We start from the raw sequence: 17,770 nt of genomic DNA, 5'->3' as shown, positions 1-17,770 counted from the left end.
TTTTTTGATGTTAACCGACTTGGTTTTCGGCAAATTGACTCATATATAGGTCGGCATAAAAGCCTTTTTCTTTCAAAAGCTCAGTGTGTGTTCCTTTTTCAATAATGGTGCCATCTTTCATCACTAAAATGAGGTCGGCATCCTTGATCGTAGAAAGTCTGTGCGCAATGACGAAGCTCGTTCTGCCTTTCATCAATTCATTCATTGCTTTTTGAATGTGCATCTCTGTCCGTGTATCCACACTGCTTGTTGCCTCATCTAATATGAGGATCTTTGGATCAGATAAAATGGCACGGGCGATGGTTAACAGCTGGCGCTGACCTTGTGACAGGTTGCCGGCATCTTCTGTTAAAAGTGTGTCATATCCGTCTGGAAGCGTGCGGATGAAATCATCTGCATAGGCATGTTTGGCGGCGTTGATAACATCCTCTTTTGAGACGTGCTGTCTGCCATAAGCAATGTTGTCGTAAATCGTTCCTTCAAAAAGCCATGTATCCTGAAGAACCATCGCAAATAAGTCTCGTACTTGCTGACGGCTGAGGTCGGTTGTTTTGACACCGCCAATACGTATGGAGCCTTGATCTAATTCATAGAAACGCATCAACAGATTGATAATAGTCGTTTTTCCTGCACCTGTTGGTCCGACAATGGCTACCGTTTGCCCTTCTTGCACATCTAAATTCAAATCTTTAATAATCGGATGATCTTTTTCATATCCGAATTGAACTTGTTCAAAGCTCACATCACCTGAGAGTGTTTCAAGATCAACTTCCGCATCTTCTTCGGCACTTTCTTCTTCTTCATCGAGGATTTCAAACACTCTTTCAGCAGAAGCGATCGCTGACTGAACTAGGTTTGCGACGCTTGATGCTTGCACAAGTGGCTGAGACATTTGCTGCGTGTATTGGATAAACGCCTGCACATCTCCGACACGAATATTTCCGTTAATGACAAGAATACCGCCAGCTACACTGACTGCTACATAGCCAAGGTTCCCGATAAAGGTCATCATTGGCATCATTAAGCCAGAAATGAACTGCGCTTTCCTTGAAGATTCATACAGCTGTTCATTTAATTGATCAAATGTATCAGTTGCTTTTTTTTCATAGCCATACGCACGAACCGTTTGATGTCCTGTGAACATTTCATTAATATGTCCGTTGATCATCCCAAGCTCTTTTTGCTGCGCTTTAAAATGCTTTTGAGAAAATGACGTAATGCCGCGAATCGCAAATAGGCTGAGTGGCAGCGTCAAACAAACAAGTAAGGTCAGCAGCGGGCTGATCAATAGCATCATCACGACAATCCCAATGACCGTTATTACAGATGTAATCACCTGGGTGAGCGCCTGCTGAAGCGATGTATTGATATTATCGATGTCATTCATCACACGGCTTAGCGTGTCCCCGTGGGTTGTTTTATCAAAATACCGAAGGGTGAGACGTGTGAGCTTGTCATTTGCTTCTTGCCGTAATTCAGCAATGGTCTGTTGAGAGACACCTGCCATGACATATTGCTGAACGAATGAAAAGAGAGAAGCAACGATATATAGCACAACAAGGAGCAAAAGAATTCGTGAAATGACATCAAATTGAACGGCTGTTCCATTCGTAAAGCTGTCAAATAGGGAAGAGGTGGCATCCCCTAGCAGCTTTGGACTAATGACGTTAAAGACAGTTGAACCGATCGCTGCAATGAACACTAGGATCAGCTGAAATTTCCTCGGTTTTAAATAGCCTGTCAAACGAAGCAGTGTTTTCTTAAATTCCTTCGGTTTTGCGACTGTCCCTTTAGGGTGACCGCCTTTATGGCCCATGCCGGAAGACATTTTCTTACTCATTTTCGTCCACCTCCTGACCTTCCTGTGATGCGACAATTTCTTGATACACAAGATTGTCCTTCAATAATTGTTCATGTGTTCCGGTACCTGCGATTTTCCCTTCATCAAGTACAATGATTTTATCACTATGCTTCACTGTGCTGATTCTTTGCGCGACAATGATGAGAGCAGCCTGCGATTTTTCTGCTTCTAATGATGCCCGAAGCTTTGCATCTGTTTTGTAATCAAGTGCTGAGAAACTATCGTCAAACAAATAGAATGATGGTTTTCTCACTAGCGCTCTTGCAATGGAAAGCCGCTGCTTCTGACCGCCAGATAGATTCGATCCACCTTGATCAATTTCTGCTTCAATTCCGCCATCTTTTTGCAAAACAAATTCTTCCGCCTGCGCAGTTCGCAGCGCCTGCCAGACGTCTTCATCACTTGCATCCTGCCGGCCGAAGCGCACATTATCGGCAATGGTTCCGCTGAATAAAACAGCCTTTTGAGAAACATAGCCCATCTGGCTTCTTAATTTCTCCTGTGGCAGCTCTCTAATGTCTACACCATCTATTGTAATCTTGCCTTCTGTCACTTCGTAAAAGCGCGTCATCAGCTGGAGAAGCGTTGTTTTCCCAGAACCCGTACTTCCGATGATAGCTGTCGTTTCGCCAGTTTTGGCTTCAAACGTTATATTTTGAACGGCCGGTTTTTCAGCATTTGAGTAATAAAATGACACATCCTCAAAGCGAATGGATTGTGCGCGCTGAAGGTCGGTCATCGCTCCTTCTTTATCTTTAATCTTTGGTTCCATGTTTAACACTTCGTTCATGCGTTTAGCTGATGCTTGTGCTCTTGGGACCATAATAAAACTCATCGATAGCATAATAAGAGCCATTAAAATCATCATGGCATATTGAATGAAGGCAATGAGGTTCCCAACTTCCATTTCTCCAGCGTCAATACGGTTTGCACCAAGCCAAACAATACCGATATTCGTGAAGTTCATGATAATCAGCATAAATGGAAACAAGTAAGCCATTAACCGGTTGACTCTAAGGCCAGTATCCTTATAGGACGTGTTGGCTTCTTGGAATCGCTCCTTTTCATCATCGACGCGGTTAAATGCACGAATGACCCGGATGCCTGATAGAGATTCCCGCATAATTAAATTCAGCCGGTCTGTTTTTTTCTGAAGCTTGCCGAACAGCGGGATGGCTTTTCTTGATACCAAATAGATAAACCCGCCAAGAAGGGGAAGGGCTGCTAAAAAGATAAGAGACAGGACAGCATCTCGGGAAACAGCCAAAATGATTCCGCCCACAAGCATGAGCGGAGCTCGCGTCATCATTTGTAAAATCATGATCGTGACATCTTGGACTTGCTTCACATCATTTGTTGATCTTGTAATGAAGGAAGACGTGCCGATCTTTTGGAACTCTTCTAGTGAAAATTTTTCGACATGCACAAATAGCTGTCTTCTCATATCACGTCCGAAGCCAAGTGCAGTCTTTGATGACAAATAAGACTTCCAGATGGTGAGCAGGATGGCGAGTAAAGAACAAGCCACCATCCAGCCGCCAACCTTCCATATATAAGCAATATCTCCTTGCACGATTCCGACATCGACAATATCTGCCGTCAAAGTCGGTAAATACAGCTGAAGCATACTGCTTAGAAAGGTGAGGATGACAATGGACACAACGGATAGCCGATACGGCTTTAAAAACGATAAAATTGATTTCATACGAATACCTTTCTTCCATATAGTCTGTTGTTCTGTAACCCATCATATACAAAGAGTGATTATTTCTACAAATGAAATGTCTTGTTTGAATGAATTATTTATATTGTTCAATTTTAGAAAAGAAATCCTTCACAAACACATAAAAATCATGGGCTGACGGAGACATTTCTCGTGACTTCGAGGCAATAATTCCGACAGTTCTTCTCACTTGCGGAAAATCGATCGGAATTTTCACTGTAAATCGCGGTGTGGTTTCATAAAAGGCACTTTCGGGTAATAAGGTAACGCCCATACCCGCCGATACGAGACCTTTAATCGCATCCAAATCTTCTCCTTCAGATGAAATGGTTGGCTTATAGCCTGCCTGCTTGCAAGCATCAACCGCAATTTGTCTCAGCACATACCCTTCAGGAAATAACACGAAATGATCCTTTCTTAAATCACTTAAATGAATACTTCTTTGTCCGCTAAAGGGGTGACTAACAGGCAAAAGGGCATAAATGCTTTCTGAAAATAAAATATTTCCTTCTATTTGAGGATCGTTTGTTGGTACGGGTCCTAAAAAGGCAAGGTCGATATCTCGATTTTTTACCGCTTCAATGAGAAATTTATAGGATCCTTGACGAAGTAAAAAATCGACCTCCGGATATTCCAGCTTAAATGCGGAGATGACAGAAGGCAGTACTTGGCTTGCTAGACTTGTAGGGAAGCCAATATTTACCGTTCCTTTGTGTGGATCTAAGTATTCGTCAATTTGCTCTTTTGCGTAATCAATGGCTTTTAGTGCAGTTCTGACATGATCTAAAAATTGTCTGCCGATCTTCGTTAATTTGATATTTCGTCCTTCTCGTTCGAATAAGGCTACACCAAGCTCTTCTTCTAAATTCGCAATCTGCCGGCTGATGGCAGATTGGGCAACATGTAAGTTTTCAGCCGCTTCTGACACGTGTTCACGGTCTGCGACTTCTACAAAATAACGTAACTGACGAAGCTCCATTTTTGCACTTCACACCCATCTATCTCAAAAAGAGATTGTTTTGATCTAAATTATATATTGTTTATATTAATTTGAAAACTTAAAATAAGTTACAGAGTTTGTGAGATTTTATTACTGTGAAAAACGGATCTTTTAAACGGGGGAGAGAAACGATGACTTATAATCAACTACCACAACCACAAGGTCTCTACCGTCCTGAATTTGAACATGATGCATGTGGAATCGGACTGTACGCCCATTTAAAAGGGGAGGCGACACATAGCATCGTCAAAAAGGGATTACAAATGCTGTGCCAGCTTGATCACCGCGGCGGGCAAGGCAGTGATCCGTATACAGGTGATGGTGCCGGCTTAATGGTACAACTGCCAGACGCTTTCTTTAGAAAAAACTGCAAAGAATTATCACTTCCTGAAAAGGGCCGTTACGGGGTAGGAATGGTCTTCTTTTCAAAAGATGATGATGAAAAAACGCGTCAAGCCATCGAACAGAAAATCAACGGGTTCATTAAACAAGAAGGTCAAACATTAATTGGCTGGAGAACGGTTCCTGTCGATGCCGGGAAAATTGGTACGGTCGCAGCGAAAAGCTGTCCCGTAGTGAGACAGGTCTTTATTGGAGCAAACGACAACGTTACAGATCGTTTGTCATTTGAAAGAAAATTATATGTCATTCGTAAGCAGGCTGAGAACTGGGGAACAGCAGAGGAAAAACAATTTTACTTTGTCAGCTTGTCGAGTCAAACCATTGTATACAAGGGGCTTTTAACATCAGATCAAGTCAATGCTTTTTATCTTGATCTACAGGATGAAACATTTGTTTCTGCATTTTCACTTGTTCATTCAAGATTTAGTACAAATACATTCCCTACATGGGAAAGAGCCCATCCAAACCGTTACTTAATTCACAACGGAGAAATCAACACATTAAGAGGAAACATCAATTGGATGAGAGCAAGAGAACAACAATTCGTATCCGAAGCGTTCGGAGACGATTTAGACAAGATTTTGCCAGTGCTGAATGCAGACGGAAGTGATTCATCCATTCTAGACAATGCCTTCGAATTCTTTGTGCTTGCAGGCCGTACACCTGCTCATACAGCGATGATGCTGATTCCTGAGCCTTGGACAGAAAACACGCACATGTCGAAAGAGAAACGGGCATTTTATGAATATCATAGTTCTCTCATGGAACCATGGGATGGACCAACAGCCATTTCCTTTACGGATGGTAAACAAATCGGTGCCATCTTAGACCGAAACGGATTAAGACCGGCAAGATATTATGTCACAAATGATGATCATATCATTTTCTCTTCTGAGGTCGGCGTGATCGACATAAATGAAGAAGATGTGAAGTATAAAGATCGTCTTGAGCCGGGCAAAATGCTGTTAATTGATTTAGAGGAAGGACGAATTATTTCTGATGAAGAAGTGAAATCGACCATTGCCGGTGAACTTCCTTATCAAAAATGGCTTGATGAAGAAATGGTCCATGTCAATCGCTCAGAAGAAAATTCAGAAAATTCTAGTATAATTGACGATTTATTGACTCGTCAGCGTGCGTTCCATTATACGTACGAGGACATTCAAAAGTATTTAATTCCTTTATTAGAGGAAGGTAAGGACCCAATTGGCTCAATGGGAAGTGACACACCGCTTGCTGTGTTATCAGATCGTGCGCAGTCTCTGTTTTCTTATTTCAAGCAGTTGTTCGCACAAGTCACGAATCCGCCAATTGATGCCATTCGTGAGCAGCTCGTCACATCAACCATGACTTGGTTAGGTGCTGAAGGAGATATTTTACACCCAAATGAATACTCATGCCGAAGAATTAAACTTTATACACCGGTCTTAACGAGCGGACAATTTAACGGCTTGAAAACGATTGTTCACAATGCTTTTAAAAGCAAAACAATTCATACACTGTTCACCGATGATTTAAAGCGCGGGCTGGATGCGATGTTTGAAGAGGCGGAAAAAGCCATCCGAGAAGGTGTGTCTTTATTAATCCTTTCAGATCGTGAGATGACAGAACAAAAAGTGCCGATTCCACCACTTCTTGCGCTAAGTGCACTTCATCAGCACCTTGTACGCCAAGGTTTACGTACAAAGGTCAGTCTGATCGTGGAATCTGGAGAGGTGAGAGAGGTCCACCATTTTGCCGCACTAATTGGCTACGGGGCAGATGCGATTCACCCTTACCTTGTGTACGAAACGTACAAACAGCTGATTGCAGACGAAGCGATTTCGATCAGCTTTGATGAAGCTGTCACAAAGTTTGGTAAAAGCGTGACAGAAGGTGTCGTCAAAGTCATGTCTAAAGTGGGAATTTCCACAGTGCAAAGTTATAGAGGCGCGCAAATCTTTGAAGCAGTCGGCATTAGTGAAGACGTCATTCAGGCGTATTTCACAGGAACAGCTTCTCAGCTTGGCGGGATTGATCTTGACACCATTGCGAGTGAGGCAAAACTGCGTCATGAAGCAGGGTATCAGGCAGCCACTGACCAAACACTTGAATCTGGAAGTGAATTCCAGTGGAGAAAAAATGGAGAGCACCATGCCTTTAACCCAAAAACGATCCATACGCTCCAGTGGGCATGCCGCAATGATGATTACGATCTATTTAAACAATATACAAAGGCAGCGGACGAAGAAAGAATCGGCTTCCTCAGAAACTTGTTTGCTTTCCAGTCAAAACAAAAGCCAGTTCGTCTGGAGGAAGTTGAATCTGCTGAATCTATCGTGCGCCGCTTTAAGACAGGTGCCATGTCATTTGGATCTTTAAGTAAAGAAGCACATGAAGCACTTGCGATTGCGATGAACCGTATTGGCGGTAAAAGTAACAGCGGAGAAGGCGGGGAAGATCCAGCTCGCTTTACAGTAGATGAACACGGTGATGACAGAAGAAGTGCCATTAAACAAATCGCTTCTGGCCGATTTGGTGTGAAGAGTCATTACTTGGTGAATGCAGAGGAACTGCAAATTAAAATGGCGCAAGGAGCAAAGCCGGGAGAAGGCGGACAGCTGCCAGGAAATAAAGTCTATCCTTGGGTTGCAGATGTACGTGGTTCTACACCAGGTGTCGGATTGATTTCTCCGCCGCCGCATCATGATATTTATTCCATCGAGGATTTGGCTCAGCTGATCCATGATTTGAAAAATGCGAACCGTGATGCCCGCATCAGTGTCAAGCTTGTGTCTAAAGCCGGCGTTGGCACGATTGCTGCAGGTGTAGCAAAAGGAACTGCGGATGTCATTGTCATCAGCGGCTATGACGGCGGTACAGGAGCTTCACCGAAAACGAGTATTAAACATACTGGACTTCCTTGGGAGCTTGGGCTGGCAGAGGCACATCAAACCCTTGTGTTAAACGGTCTTCGTGAGAGAGTCGTTCTTGAAACAGACGGAAAGTTAATGACTGGCCGCGACGTTGTTATGGCTGCGATTTTAGGAGCAGAAGAGTACGGCTTTGCGACAGCTCCACTTGTCGTATTAGGCTGCGTGATGATGAGAGCATGTCATCTAGATACTTGCCCAGTCGGTGTTGCCACACAAAATCCAGAGCTTCGCAAAAAATTCATGGGGAACCCTGATCACATTGTGAACTTTATGATGTTTATTGCAGAGGAAGTAAGAGAAATCTTAGCAGAACTTGGCTTTACATCAATGGATGAATTAATCGGACGCACAGACGTTCTTGCGGTCAGTGAACGAGCAAAAGCTCACTGGAAAGCAGGCCAGCTAAACCTTGAAACACTGCTTTATCAGCCAGAAGGTGCGCGGACATTCAGAACACCACAAAATCATAAAATTGATGAATCGCTGGATGTGAATGAAATTCTTCCTTATGTACAAGAAGCGCTGAATCATCAAACACCGGTTGATCTATCTTTGAACATTCGCAATGTCAACCGTGTGGCTGGAACCATTACTGGCAGTGAAGTGTCTAAGCGCTACGGGGAAGAAGGCTTGCCAGAGGATACCATCACACTACGATTCACTGGTTCAGCTGGGCAAAGTTTTGGTGCATTTGTGCCAAAGGGCATGTCTTTATATTTAAAAGGTGATTCAAATGACTATATCGGCAAAGGACTCTCAGGAGGCAAAATTGCTGTTAAAACATCTGAACACTTTGTGCAAAATGGACATGAAAATGTCATTGTCGGAAACGTCGCATTTTACGGCGCAACTAGCGGAAAAGCCTATATTAACGGGCGTGCTGGTGAGCGTTTTGCCGTTCGTAATTCAGGAGTACATGTGGTTGTTGAAGGAATCGGTGATCACGGCTGTGAATACATGACTGGCGGACGTGTCGTCATTTTAGGAGACGTAGGGAAAAACTTTGGCGCAGGTATGTCTGGCGGGGTTGCTTACATCCATACATCGGATGCAAAGCAGTTCAAAAGAATGTGCAATATGGAAATGATCATGTTTGAAAAGCTCACAGATCATGAAGAAGAACAAGAAGTGAAGCAGATGATCAAAGAGCATCTTGATTATACAAACAGCTCAAAAGCATCAGCACTTCTCGAAAACTGGGAGCAAGAAAAGGATCAATTTATCAAAGTTATTCCGAGAAATTACAAAATGATGCTTCAAAGCATTGAAGAACAAAAACAAGCGGGCCTTAGTCATGAAGAAGCGGTGATGTTCGCCTTCGAAGCAAACACAAAACCGAAAAATCAGGAAACGGCAAACGGGCAAAAAGCAGCCCTCGCTCATTAAGAAAGGGGAGAGGACAATGGGCAAAGCAACAGGTTTTATGGAATATAAAAGAGAAAAGCCAAATGAACGTGACCCTCTCACTCGTCAAAATGACTGGAAAGAATATTCAGCTCCTTATACAGATGACGTATTGAAGAAGCAGGGCGCTAGATGTATGGATTGCGGAACACCGTTTTGTCAAATCGGGATGGAGATCAGGGGCGGCGTATCTGGCTGCCCGATCTATAATTTAATTCCAGAGTGGAATGACCTTGTCTATCGCGGGAGATGGAAAGAAGCACTTGAAAGATTGCAAAAAACAAACAATTTCCCTGAATTTACTGGGAGAGTTTGTCCAGCACCTTGCGAAGGTTCCTGTACAGTTGCCATCAATGATCCAGCTGTTTCGATTAAAAATATCGAACGTACGATCATTGATAAAGGCTTTGAAAACGGATGGATCACACCAAGAATCCCTTCAAGCCGTACTGGAAAGAAAATTGCCATTGTTGGCTCAGGACCAGCAGGACTTGCAAGTGCTGACCAATTAAACCAAGCAGGACACGCCGTGACAGTGTTCGAACGTTCTGATCGTCTTGGCGGACTGCTGACGTATGGCATTCCAAATATGAAACTGGACAAAGAAGTGGTTGAACGAAGAGTCAAATTGCTAAGACAAGAAGGCATTGACTTTGTGACGAACACAGAGATCGGTGTGGACATCACTGCCGATGAGCTGAAAGAGCAGTTTGATGCGGTTATTCTTTGTACAGGTGCACAAAAACAGCGTGATTTGTTAATTGAAGGCCGGGAAGCAAAGGGAATTCACCTAGCGATGGATTATTTAACCCTCGCAACGAAAAGCATGCTTGATTCAGGATTTAAAGATAAAAATTTCATTGATGCAAAAGGAAAAGACGTGATTGTGATTGGCGGAGGAGATACAGGTGCGGACTGCGTCGCAACTGCACTTCGCCAAAAAGCAAAAAGTGTTGTTCAATTTGGGAAGCATCCAAAGCTTCCGGATACACGTGTAGGGGATAACATGTGGCCAGAACAGCCTTATGTCTTCTCACTGGATTATGCTTATGAAGAAGCACAAGCAAAATTCGGAGCAGATCCGCGTCAATATTCGATTCAAACCACAAAAATTGTGGCAGATAAAAATGGGAAATTAAAAGAGCTTCATACCATTCAAATGGAAAAGGTGAAAAACGAACAAGGGAAGTTTGAATTTCATGAAATTCCAGGAACAGAGAAGGTATGGCCTGCTCAGCTAGTCTTTATTGCAATTGGTTTTGAGGGAACTGAACAGCCGCTTGTGAAACACTTTGGCGTGGACAGCAAAAACAATCGCATTGACGCAAAATATGGGGAATATACAACAAATGTAGAAGGCGTATTTGCAGCGGGAGATGCAAGACGCGGGCAAAGCTTGATTGTCTGGGCAATTAATGAAGGCAGACAAGTGGCGCACGAGGTAGACCGTTATTTAATGGGGAGTTCGGTTCTGCCAAAATAGGTCAAACAAAGGGTGTTACAATATATAGAAAAGCCATGACCATACTTTGGATCATGGCTTTTTATGTATTGAAGGTATAGATGAAGAGTGGGTGCATTGGTTGAAAAGACGAAAACGTTTAGATCCTTCCATTCATGTATATGCTGTATGTAAATGCAGCAAGAAAGGAAGGAATTTTTGTGCCGTACGTTAATATTTTGACTGAACTCTTAATCGGATTTTTCGCCTTATTTTTTATTACAAAATTATTAGGAAAAACACAATTTGCACAGATCACACCGTTTGATTTTATTTCTGCACTGATTTTAGGAGAAATGGTCGGAAACGCTATTTTTGATCCAAAAGTCAGTATTCTGCACATTTTATTTGCAGTTGCGGTATGGGGCGTTCTCATTTATACAGTTGAATGGCTTTCGCAGCACTTTAAATCCATTCGGGCTTTTTTAGAAGGAAGACCTACTCTTGTGATTGATCAGGGGAAGATTCGCTACAATCGCTTGAAGAAGAATATGCTTGATCTCAATCAGCTGCAGACATTGATTCGAGCGAAAGGCCATTTTGCCCTGAATGAAATTGAATACGCCATTTTGGAAACAGACGGCTCGATCAGTGTTCTACCAAAAATGAAATACGCACCAGCCACAGCAGAAGATGTGAACGTGAAAGGAAAAGAAGTGAAATTGCCTAGAACATTTATTATCGATGGCGAAATTTTAAAAAAAGATTTACAGGAAGCTGGCTTTGATGAATCCTGGCTGAATGATCAGTTAAAAAAGCAACATATTTCTTCCTATCGAGATGTTCTATTTTGTGAATGGATTGAAAATGAAGGGATTTATGCGATGCAATATGAAAAATCTAAAAAAACATCCACAACATAAATTTGTGGGTGTTTTTTCCGTGTGTATGGAATAGGATCAAAAAGAATGTTAAATGAAAACGTTCACATAGCGAGGAGGAGATGTGGGATGAAGTATAGAAACGTATGGATTGTCATCGTTTTGTTTTTATTTCTTTTTGACTCAGCTTCAATTCAAGCAGCAGAAGCCGGGCATCATAATCAAACGAACCGTGTTCTCGTGGTTGATCAAAAGGGCAGTGGCTCATACCGCACCGTTCAGTCAGCCATTGATGCCATTCCAGCAAATAATCAACAACAGGTAACGATTTATATTAAAAATGGTGTATATAAAGAAAAAATTCTGCTTCCGCAAAATAAACCGCACGTATCTTTTATCGGTGAAGATCAGTACAATACGATTCTTACGTATGATGATACAAATGCAAGCACTGGCAGCACAACCAATAGCTCAAGCACAATGATCCGTGCAAACGACTTTTATGCAGAAAATATCACCTTTCAAAATACAGCCGGCAGACATGCTGGTCAGGCGGTTGCGCTGTACGTGTCTGGAGACCGGGCTGTGTTCAAGCAAATAAGGGTCTTAGGCTATCAAGATACACTTTATGCAACAGGCACAGGGCGGCAATATTATGAAAACTGCTACATCGAGGGTACGGTTGATTTTATTTTTGGATCAGCCACAGCAGTGTTTAAAAGAGCTGAAATAAAAAGCCTTGGAAATGGGTATATTACTGCAGCATCCACTACAGAAGCACAAAGGTACGGCTACGTATTTATGGATTCTACGTTGAAAAAGGGAACGGCAGGTGCGCAATCGGTTTATTTGGGACGTCCGTGGAGACCTTATTCGGCTGTGACATTCCTTCATACAACAATGGATGACCATATAAAAGCAGAGGGATGGCATAACTGGGATAACCGTGACAACGAAAAAACGGCCAGGTATCAAGAGTTTGGATCGACAGGAGCAGGAAGCAGTCCAGCAAACCGCGTCAAATGGTCAACTATTTTAACCAATAACGAAGCAAGGCAGATCACGGTTCAAGCAGTTCTTGGCGGAGCCGATGGCTGGAATCCAGAAAAGAGGTAAAGGGCTTGTCAGTTTTCGTCAAAGAAAGCTGACTTTTCTGTTTAAAAAACCTTTGAGAACAAACGTTCTTTTGTGTATAATGAACATATTCTTCTAAAATTGGCTGCTACAATAAAGGAGGGATTGGGTGAAGCGTTTTTCACAGCTCATGTTTTTACAAATATGTATCCTGTCGATTTTATTTCTCCCTTTTTCAGCGAAAGATGAACAGCTCACAGCTCGTGACGATTCTCTGACTTGGGTCACAGCTTTAGACGAACTCATACGAACAGCACCTGATTTAGAGGGCGCGATCTCTGGCATCAGCGTCCGCGATACTTCTGACACCTCTCTTCTTTATGAACATCAAGCCGATATTCGTCTTACTCCTGCTTCTAATATGAAACTGCTCACATCAGCTATCGCACTTGATATACTTGGAGAAACACACACATTCCCTACAGACATCTGGATGGATGGTTCTATTCAAAAGAAAACGTTACATGGTAGCCTTTATCTTCGCGGTACTGGAGATCCGACTTTATTAGAGGAGGATTTTGCAGCACTTGCCAAACAGGTCAAAAAGGCTGGAATACATACCATTCGCGGACAGCTTGCGGCAGATGACACATGGTATGATGATACGAGATACTCCATCGATCTGCCTTGGAGTGATGAGGATCAATATTATGGTGCACAAATATCTGCTCTTACGGCTTCGCCAAATCAAGATTATGATGCTGGTACTATCATTCTTGAAGTAAAACCAGGAAAGAAAGCAGGGCAGAAAGCCGACTATGAGATGATCCCGAAGACAGATGTCGCTCAAGTCATTAATCAAGTGAAAACAGTCCCAGAAGACGGAAAAAAGAAAATCTCTTTTAAGCGCTCTCACGGAACAAACAAGATCACTTTGACGGGAACCATCCCTGTTAAAGCAAGCTCATCTAAACAATGGGTCGCTTTATGGGACCCGGCAGCCTATGCTTTAGATTTAATGAAACGAGCGTTAAAGGCAGAAGGCATTCAAGTAAAAGGACCACTGAAAACAAAACAAGTTCCTAAAAAAGCCAAAAAAATCGCCTCCCATTCATCGATGCCTTTATCAGAGCTGCTTGTTCCCATGATGAAACTCAGCAACAATACCCATGCAGAAATTTTATTAAAAGAACTTGGTAAAAAAGTAAAAAACAAAGGGAGCTTTGAAGCTGGGCTGGATGTCATGAATGAACGGCTTCCTGCGTTTGGTGTTGATCCTTCGCTTGCAGTGCTGCGTGACGGATCGGGGATATCACCTATTAATCTTGTCTCTGCCAACCAGTTCACTTTATTTTTGACAAACATTCAAAAGGAACAATGGTTTAAAACCTATGAACATGCGCTTCCTTTAGCAGGGGCAAGTGAACGAATGGTAGGAGGAACGTTAAGAAACAGATTGAAAGGACCTGCTACACTAGAAAAAGTCCGTGCAAAAACAGGATCGTTAACAGCGGTCAGCACACTTTCTGGATATATTGACACGCAGGGCGGAAAGACGCTTGCTTTTTCCATCTTATTCAATCACCTTGTTGATGACGAAAAAGGGAAAGAGATAGAAGACCGTATTGTCAGCATATTAGCTGAGAATCTTTAGATTTAGATAGAGAAGGGGAACCATCATGACGTTAGATAACAATCAATCTTTAGTAAAAACCATGTCCATTTTTCTCATCCCGTTGTTGCTAAGCAATATCTTGCAATCGATCGGACAGCTTGTGTCCATTGTGCTTGTCGGTAGATGGATTGGAGAGGATGCAGTGGCTGCCGTTTCTGCATTCTTTCCGCTTTTCTTTTTACTCGTTTCTTTTTCCATTGGAATTGGATCGGGAAGCTCGATCCTGATTGGACAAGCGTATGGAGCAAAAAATGAACAGAGATTAAAAGAAATTATCGGCACAACGCTTTCATTCACTTTTTTAATTGGACTATCTTTAGCGATCATTGGAGGGTTTTTCGCAACAGACATCCTAAACATTATGGGAACACCCGCTAATATCGTGAAGGAAAGTGCGGCATATGCCAGAATCCTATTCATCTCTATGCCGATCTTATTTCTTTATTTTGTTTATACGACCTTCTTGCGAGGGACAGGGGATTCGAAAACGCCTTTTTATTTCTTAATGATTAGTACCGTAACGAATATTTTGATGCTGCCTATTTTATTATTTGGCTGGCTCGGATTGCCTGCGTTTGGGTTATACGGCGCTGCATATGCTTCTGTGATTTCAACTTTTGTGACGTTTATCATTCTACATATCTACTTATATAAAACAAAGCACCCACTTCGCATCGATGCATCAGTGCGAAAGCATTTATTGATGAAGGGGGATCTATTAAAAACGTTATTAAAGCTCAGTATCCCATCAAGCATTAATATGATCCTCATTTCTTTATCAGAAATTGCTGTGATTTCTTTTGTCAACGATTATGGATCACAGGCGACAGCTGCCTATGGTGTTGTCAATCAAGTCGTAAGTTATGTGCAAATGCCGGCAGTGAGTCTTGGTATTGCGGTCTCTATTTTTGCTGCACAATTCATCGGTGCGGGGAATATGAATCGTCTGAAAGATGTGATTAAAATTGGGTTAGGACTCAACTTCGCCATAGGCGGATTGATCATTATTTTCGTTTATATTTTTGCACCGCAGATTTTATCAATCTTTTTAACAGATCCTGGAACGATAGACATTGCCTATAGTTTGGTCGTCATCACACTATGGAGCTATCTCATTTTTGGAACGGGACAAATTGTTGCAGCCACGATGAGAGCAAGTGGAACAGTTCTTTGGCCGACGATCTTTAGCATTTGTTCCATTTGGCTTGTAGAAGTACCAGTCGCTTATGTTTTATCACACTATACATCTCTTGGCATTAAGGGAATATGGATCGGCTACCCTGCAGCTTTCTTTGTGAACTTACTCCTTCAATACAGCTACTATCAGCTCGTATGGAAGAAAAAACAGATTGTGGCGCTTGTTCAGTCATAATGTGAAGGCGTGAATCAGCATATACATACGAAGATCTATCACTTTTAAGGAGGTCAGATCTTCTATGTTTTTAAATCAAAGAAGTGAACTAAGCTCTTATCAAATCGGTGACTTTTCTTATGCCGGACCAGATTTCCAAGTGCTGACGTGGGGAGAGGGAGCGACATTAAATATTGGGAAGTTTTGTTCCATTGCAAACGAAGTGAAAATTTTTCTAGGCGGTGAACACCGTACAGATTGGGTCACAACGTATCCGTTTAATCAAATTTTCAAAGAAGCTGCCCATATCGAAGGACATCCCAAAACGAAGGGAGATGTGCATATAGGACATGACGTATGGATTGGATATGGTGCAACGATCATGTCAGGAGTAAGTATAGGGAATGGGGCCGTGATCGGAGCAAATAGTGTGATCACAAAGGATGTGCCGCCATATGCAATTGCTGCCGGAAATCCCCAGCAGCTCATGAAATATCGATTTTCATCTGAAGTTATTGAAAAACTGCAGTTATTAGAATGGTGGAATTTAGAGTTTACAATCATCCAATCTATTTTTCATCATTTGCAATCTCATGATATTGAACATTGTATCAATGTAATAGAAGACATAAAAAAGAAAGGCTGAAAAGCCTTTCTTTTTTCGTTTAGCTAAGCCGTATGATGGTCAAGGTAGCACCTGTAGCACCGCCCCCTCCAACTAAAATAGCTGTGACAATGGCCCCGAAAAACTGAAGTGAAATGGTGCTTCCAGCTGTTAAATTGACGATTAAAGTATTATTGATAAACGAAGTAGAGAGAACCGGTGATTGAACAGAACCGGGCACAGTATCTCCATTTAAAAGCAAACGTGTACTTATTAAAAGAGCTGTAGTGGTGTTGACTTGATACGTAATATAATATTTACCAGTTTGCAGAACAGTAAAAACAGTGTTTGTTCCGTTTGCTGTAAATCCAGTGATGTTTTGGAAGTTTGGCAGAGGAATATTCGTTCCACCAGCTACAGTAACAATGGTAGGTCCAGAACTATTAGCAGCATAAAGTGCAGTATCCGTAAAGCCACCTGTTCCAGTAGCCCCAGTGATACCGGTCACGCCAGTAGGACCAGTAGGTCCAGTCACACCGGTAATACCTGTGACACCAGTAGGTCCGGTTGAACCGGTGGCACCTGTGCGGCCAGTAGGTCCGGTAGGTCCAGTTGGTCCAGTGATCCCCGTTGCACCGGTAGGTCCAGTTACTCCAGTGATCCCTGTCGCACCGGTAGACCCAGTGCTACCAGTGGCGCCGGTAGGTCCAGTGCTGCCTGTTGCACCAGTAGGTCCGGTTGGTCCAGTGCCACCCGTTGCGCCAGTAGATCCGGTTACTCCAGTGCTACCGGTTGCGCCAGTAGGTCCAGTTACTCCAGTGATCCCCGTTGCGCCGGTAGGTCCAGTTGCTCCAGTGCTACCGGTTGCACCAGTAGGTCCGGTTGGTCCAGTGCCACCCGTTGCGCCAGTAGATCCGGTTACTCCAGTGCTACCGGTTGCGCCAGTAGGTCCAGTTACTCCAGTGCCACCCGTTGGTCCAGTGATCCCCGTTGCTCCAGTAGGACCGGTTGAACCAGTGATCCCCGTTGCGCCGGTAGGTCCTGTTGCTCCAGTGCTACCTGTCGCACCAGTAGGTCCGGTAGGTCCAGTGCTACCAGTGGCGCCAGTAGGTCCGGTTGGTCCAGTGCCACCCGTTGCGCCAGTAGATCCGGTTGAACCGGTGATCCCCGTGGCCCCAGTATCTCCAGTTGGTCCAGTGATTCCCGTTGCACCGGTAGAGCCCGTTGCTCCAGTGCTACCGGTTGCGCCGGTAAGACCAGTTGGTCCAGTGATCCCCGTTGCTCCAGTAGGACCGGTTGAACCAGTGATCCCCGTTGCGCCGGTAGGTCCTGTTGCTCCAGTGCTACCTGTCGCACCAGTAGATCCGGTTACTCCAGTGATACCCGTGGCCCCAGTATCTCCAGTTGGTCCAGTGCCACCCGTTGCACCAGTAGATCCT

The 17,770-nt window shown here is 43.3% G+C and carries 11 protein-coding genes; 7 read left to right on the top strand and 4 right to left on the bottom strand.

Annotated features, from left to right (window positions below; all coding sequences use genetic code 11):
- Positions 1–10: 10 nt before the first annotated feature.
- From AKG37_RS00055 to gltC, 3 genes are all read right to left on the bottom strand, one after another.
- Entirely contained in the window at positions 11–1,840 is a 1,830-nt protein-coding gene (locus tag AKG37_RS00055) for an ABC transporter ATP-binding protein (RefSeq protein ID WP_060697022.1), read from the bottom strand.
- The gene (locus tag AKG37_RS00050) at positions 1,833–3,566 is read right to left on the bottom strand and encodes an ABC transporter ATP-binding protein (RefSeq protein WP_060697021.1); all 1,734 of its coding nucleotides are present in this window, start codon (positions 3,564–3,566) and stop codon (positions 1,833–1,835) included. The genes AKG37_RS00055 and AKG37_RS00050 overlap by 8 nt, the downstream gene beginning before the upstream one ends.
- A gap of 94 nt (positions 3,567–3,660) precedes the next feature.
- Complete coding sequence (gene gltC / locus AKG37_RS00045; RefSeq protein ID WP_060697020.1) at positions 3,661–4,563, bottom strand: glutamate biosynthesis transcriptional regulator GltC; 903 nt, start codon at positions 4,561–4,563, stop codon at positions 3,661–3,663.
- 152 nt (positions 4,564–4,715) lie between these two features.
- Here gltC and gltB point away from each other — a divergent pair, with 152 nt between their 5' ends.
- The 7 genes from gltB (at position 4,716) to AKG37_RS00010 (ending at position 16,373) form a co-directional block, all read left to right on the top strand.
- Complete coding sequence (gene gltB, locus AKG37_RS00040; RefSeq protein ID WP_060697019.1) at positions 4,716–9,287, top strand: glutamate synthase large subunit; 4,572 nt, start codon at positions 4,716–4,718, stop codon at positions 9,285–9,287.
- Positions 9,288–9,303: 16 nt separating this feature from the next.
- The gene (gene gltD / locus AKG37_RS00035) at positions 9,304–10,788 is read left to right on the top strand and encodes a glutamate synthase small subunit (protein ID WP_060697018.1); all 1,485 of its coding nucleotides are present in this window, start codon (positions 9,304–9,306) and stop codon (positions 10,786–10,788) included.
- A gap of 179 nt (positions 10,789–10,967) precedes the next feature.
- The gene (locus AKG37_RS00030; protein WP_060697739.1) at positions 10,968–11,669 is read left to right on the top strand and encodes a DUF421 domain-containing protein; all 702 of its coding nucleotides are present in this window, start codon (positions 10,968–10,970) and stop codon (positions 11,667–11,669) included.
- Between the two features lie 87 nt (positions 11,670–11,756).
- Positions 11,757–12,743, top strand: a complete 987-nt coding sequence (locus tag AKG37_RS00025) for a pectinesterase family protein (RefSeq protein ID WP_060697017.1) — start codon at positions 11,757–11,759, stop codon at positions 12,741–12,743.
- A 127-nt stretch (positions 12,744–12,870) separates the two neighbouring features.
- Positions 12,871–14,355 (top strand): D-alanyl-D-alanine carboxypeptidase/D-alanyl-D-alanine endopeptidase, encoded by a 1,485-nt coding sequence (dacB, locus tag AKG37_RS00020; protein WP_060697016.1) that lies wholly within the window; start codon positions 12,871–12,873, stop codon positions 14,353–14,355.
- 25 nt (positions 14,356–14,380) lie between these two features.
- Positions 14,381–15,748 carry an MATE family efflux transporter gene (locus AKG37_RS00015; protein WP_060697015.1) on the top strand — a complete coding sequence of 456 codons (1,368 nt, stop codon included), beginning with the start codon at positions 14,381–14,383 and terminating at the stop codon, positions 15,746–15,748.
- Between the two features lie 64 nt (positions 15,749–15,812).
- Positions 15,813–16,373, top strand: coding sequence for a CatB-related O-acetyltransferase (locus AKG37_RS00010; protein ID WP_060697014.1), 561 nt, complete (start codon positions 15,813–15,815; stop codon positions 16,371–16,373).
- 19 nt (positions 16,374–16,392) lie between these two features.
- Here AKG37_RS00010 and AKG37_RS00005 read toward each other — a convergent pair.
- On the bottom strand, positions 16,393–17,770 hold a 1,378-nt coding region (locus AKG37_RS00005; protein WP_149865057.1), incomplete at its 5' end, for a collagen-like protein.

This window comes from Bacillus australimaris (genome assembly GCF_001307105.1).
Lineage (GTDB): Bacteria > Bacillota > Bacilli > Bacillales > Bacillaceae > Bacillus > Bacillus australimaris.
This window is presented reverse-complemented; position numbering and strand designations above follow the sequence as displayed.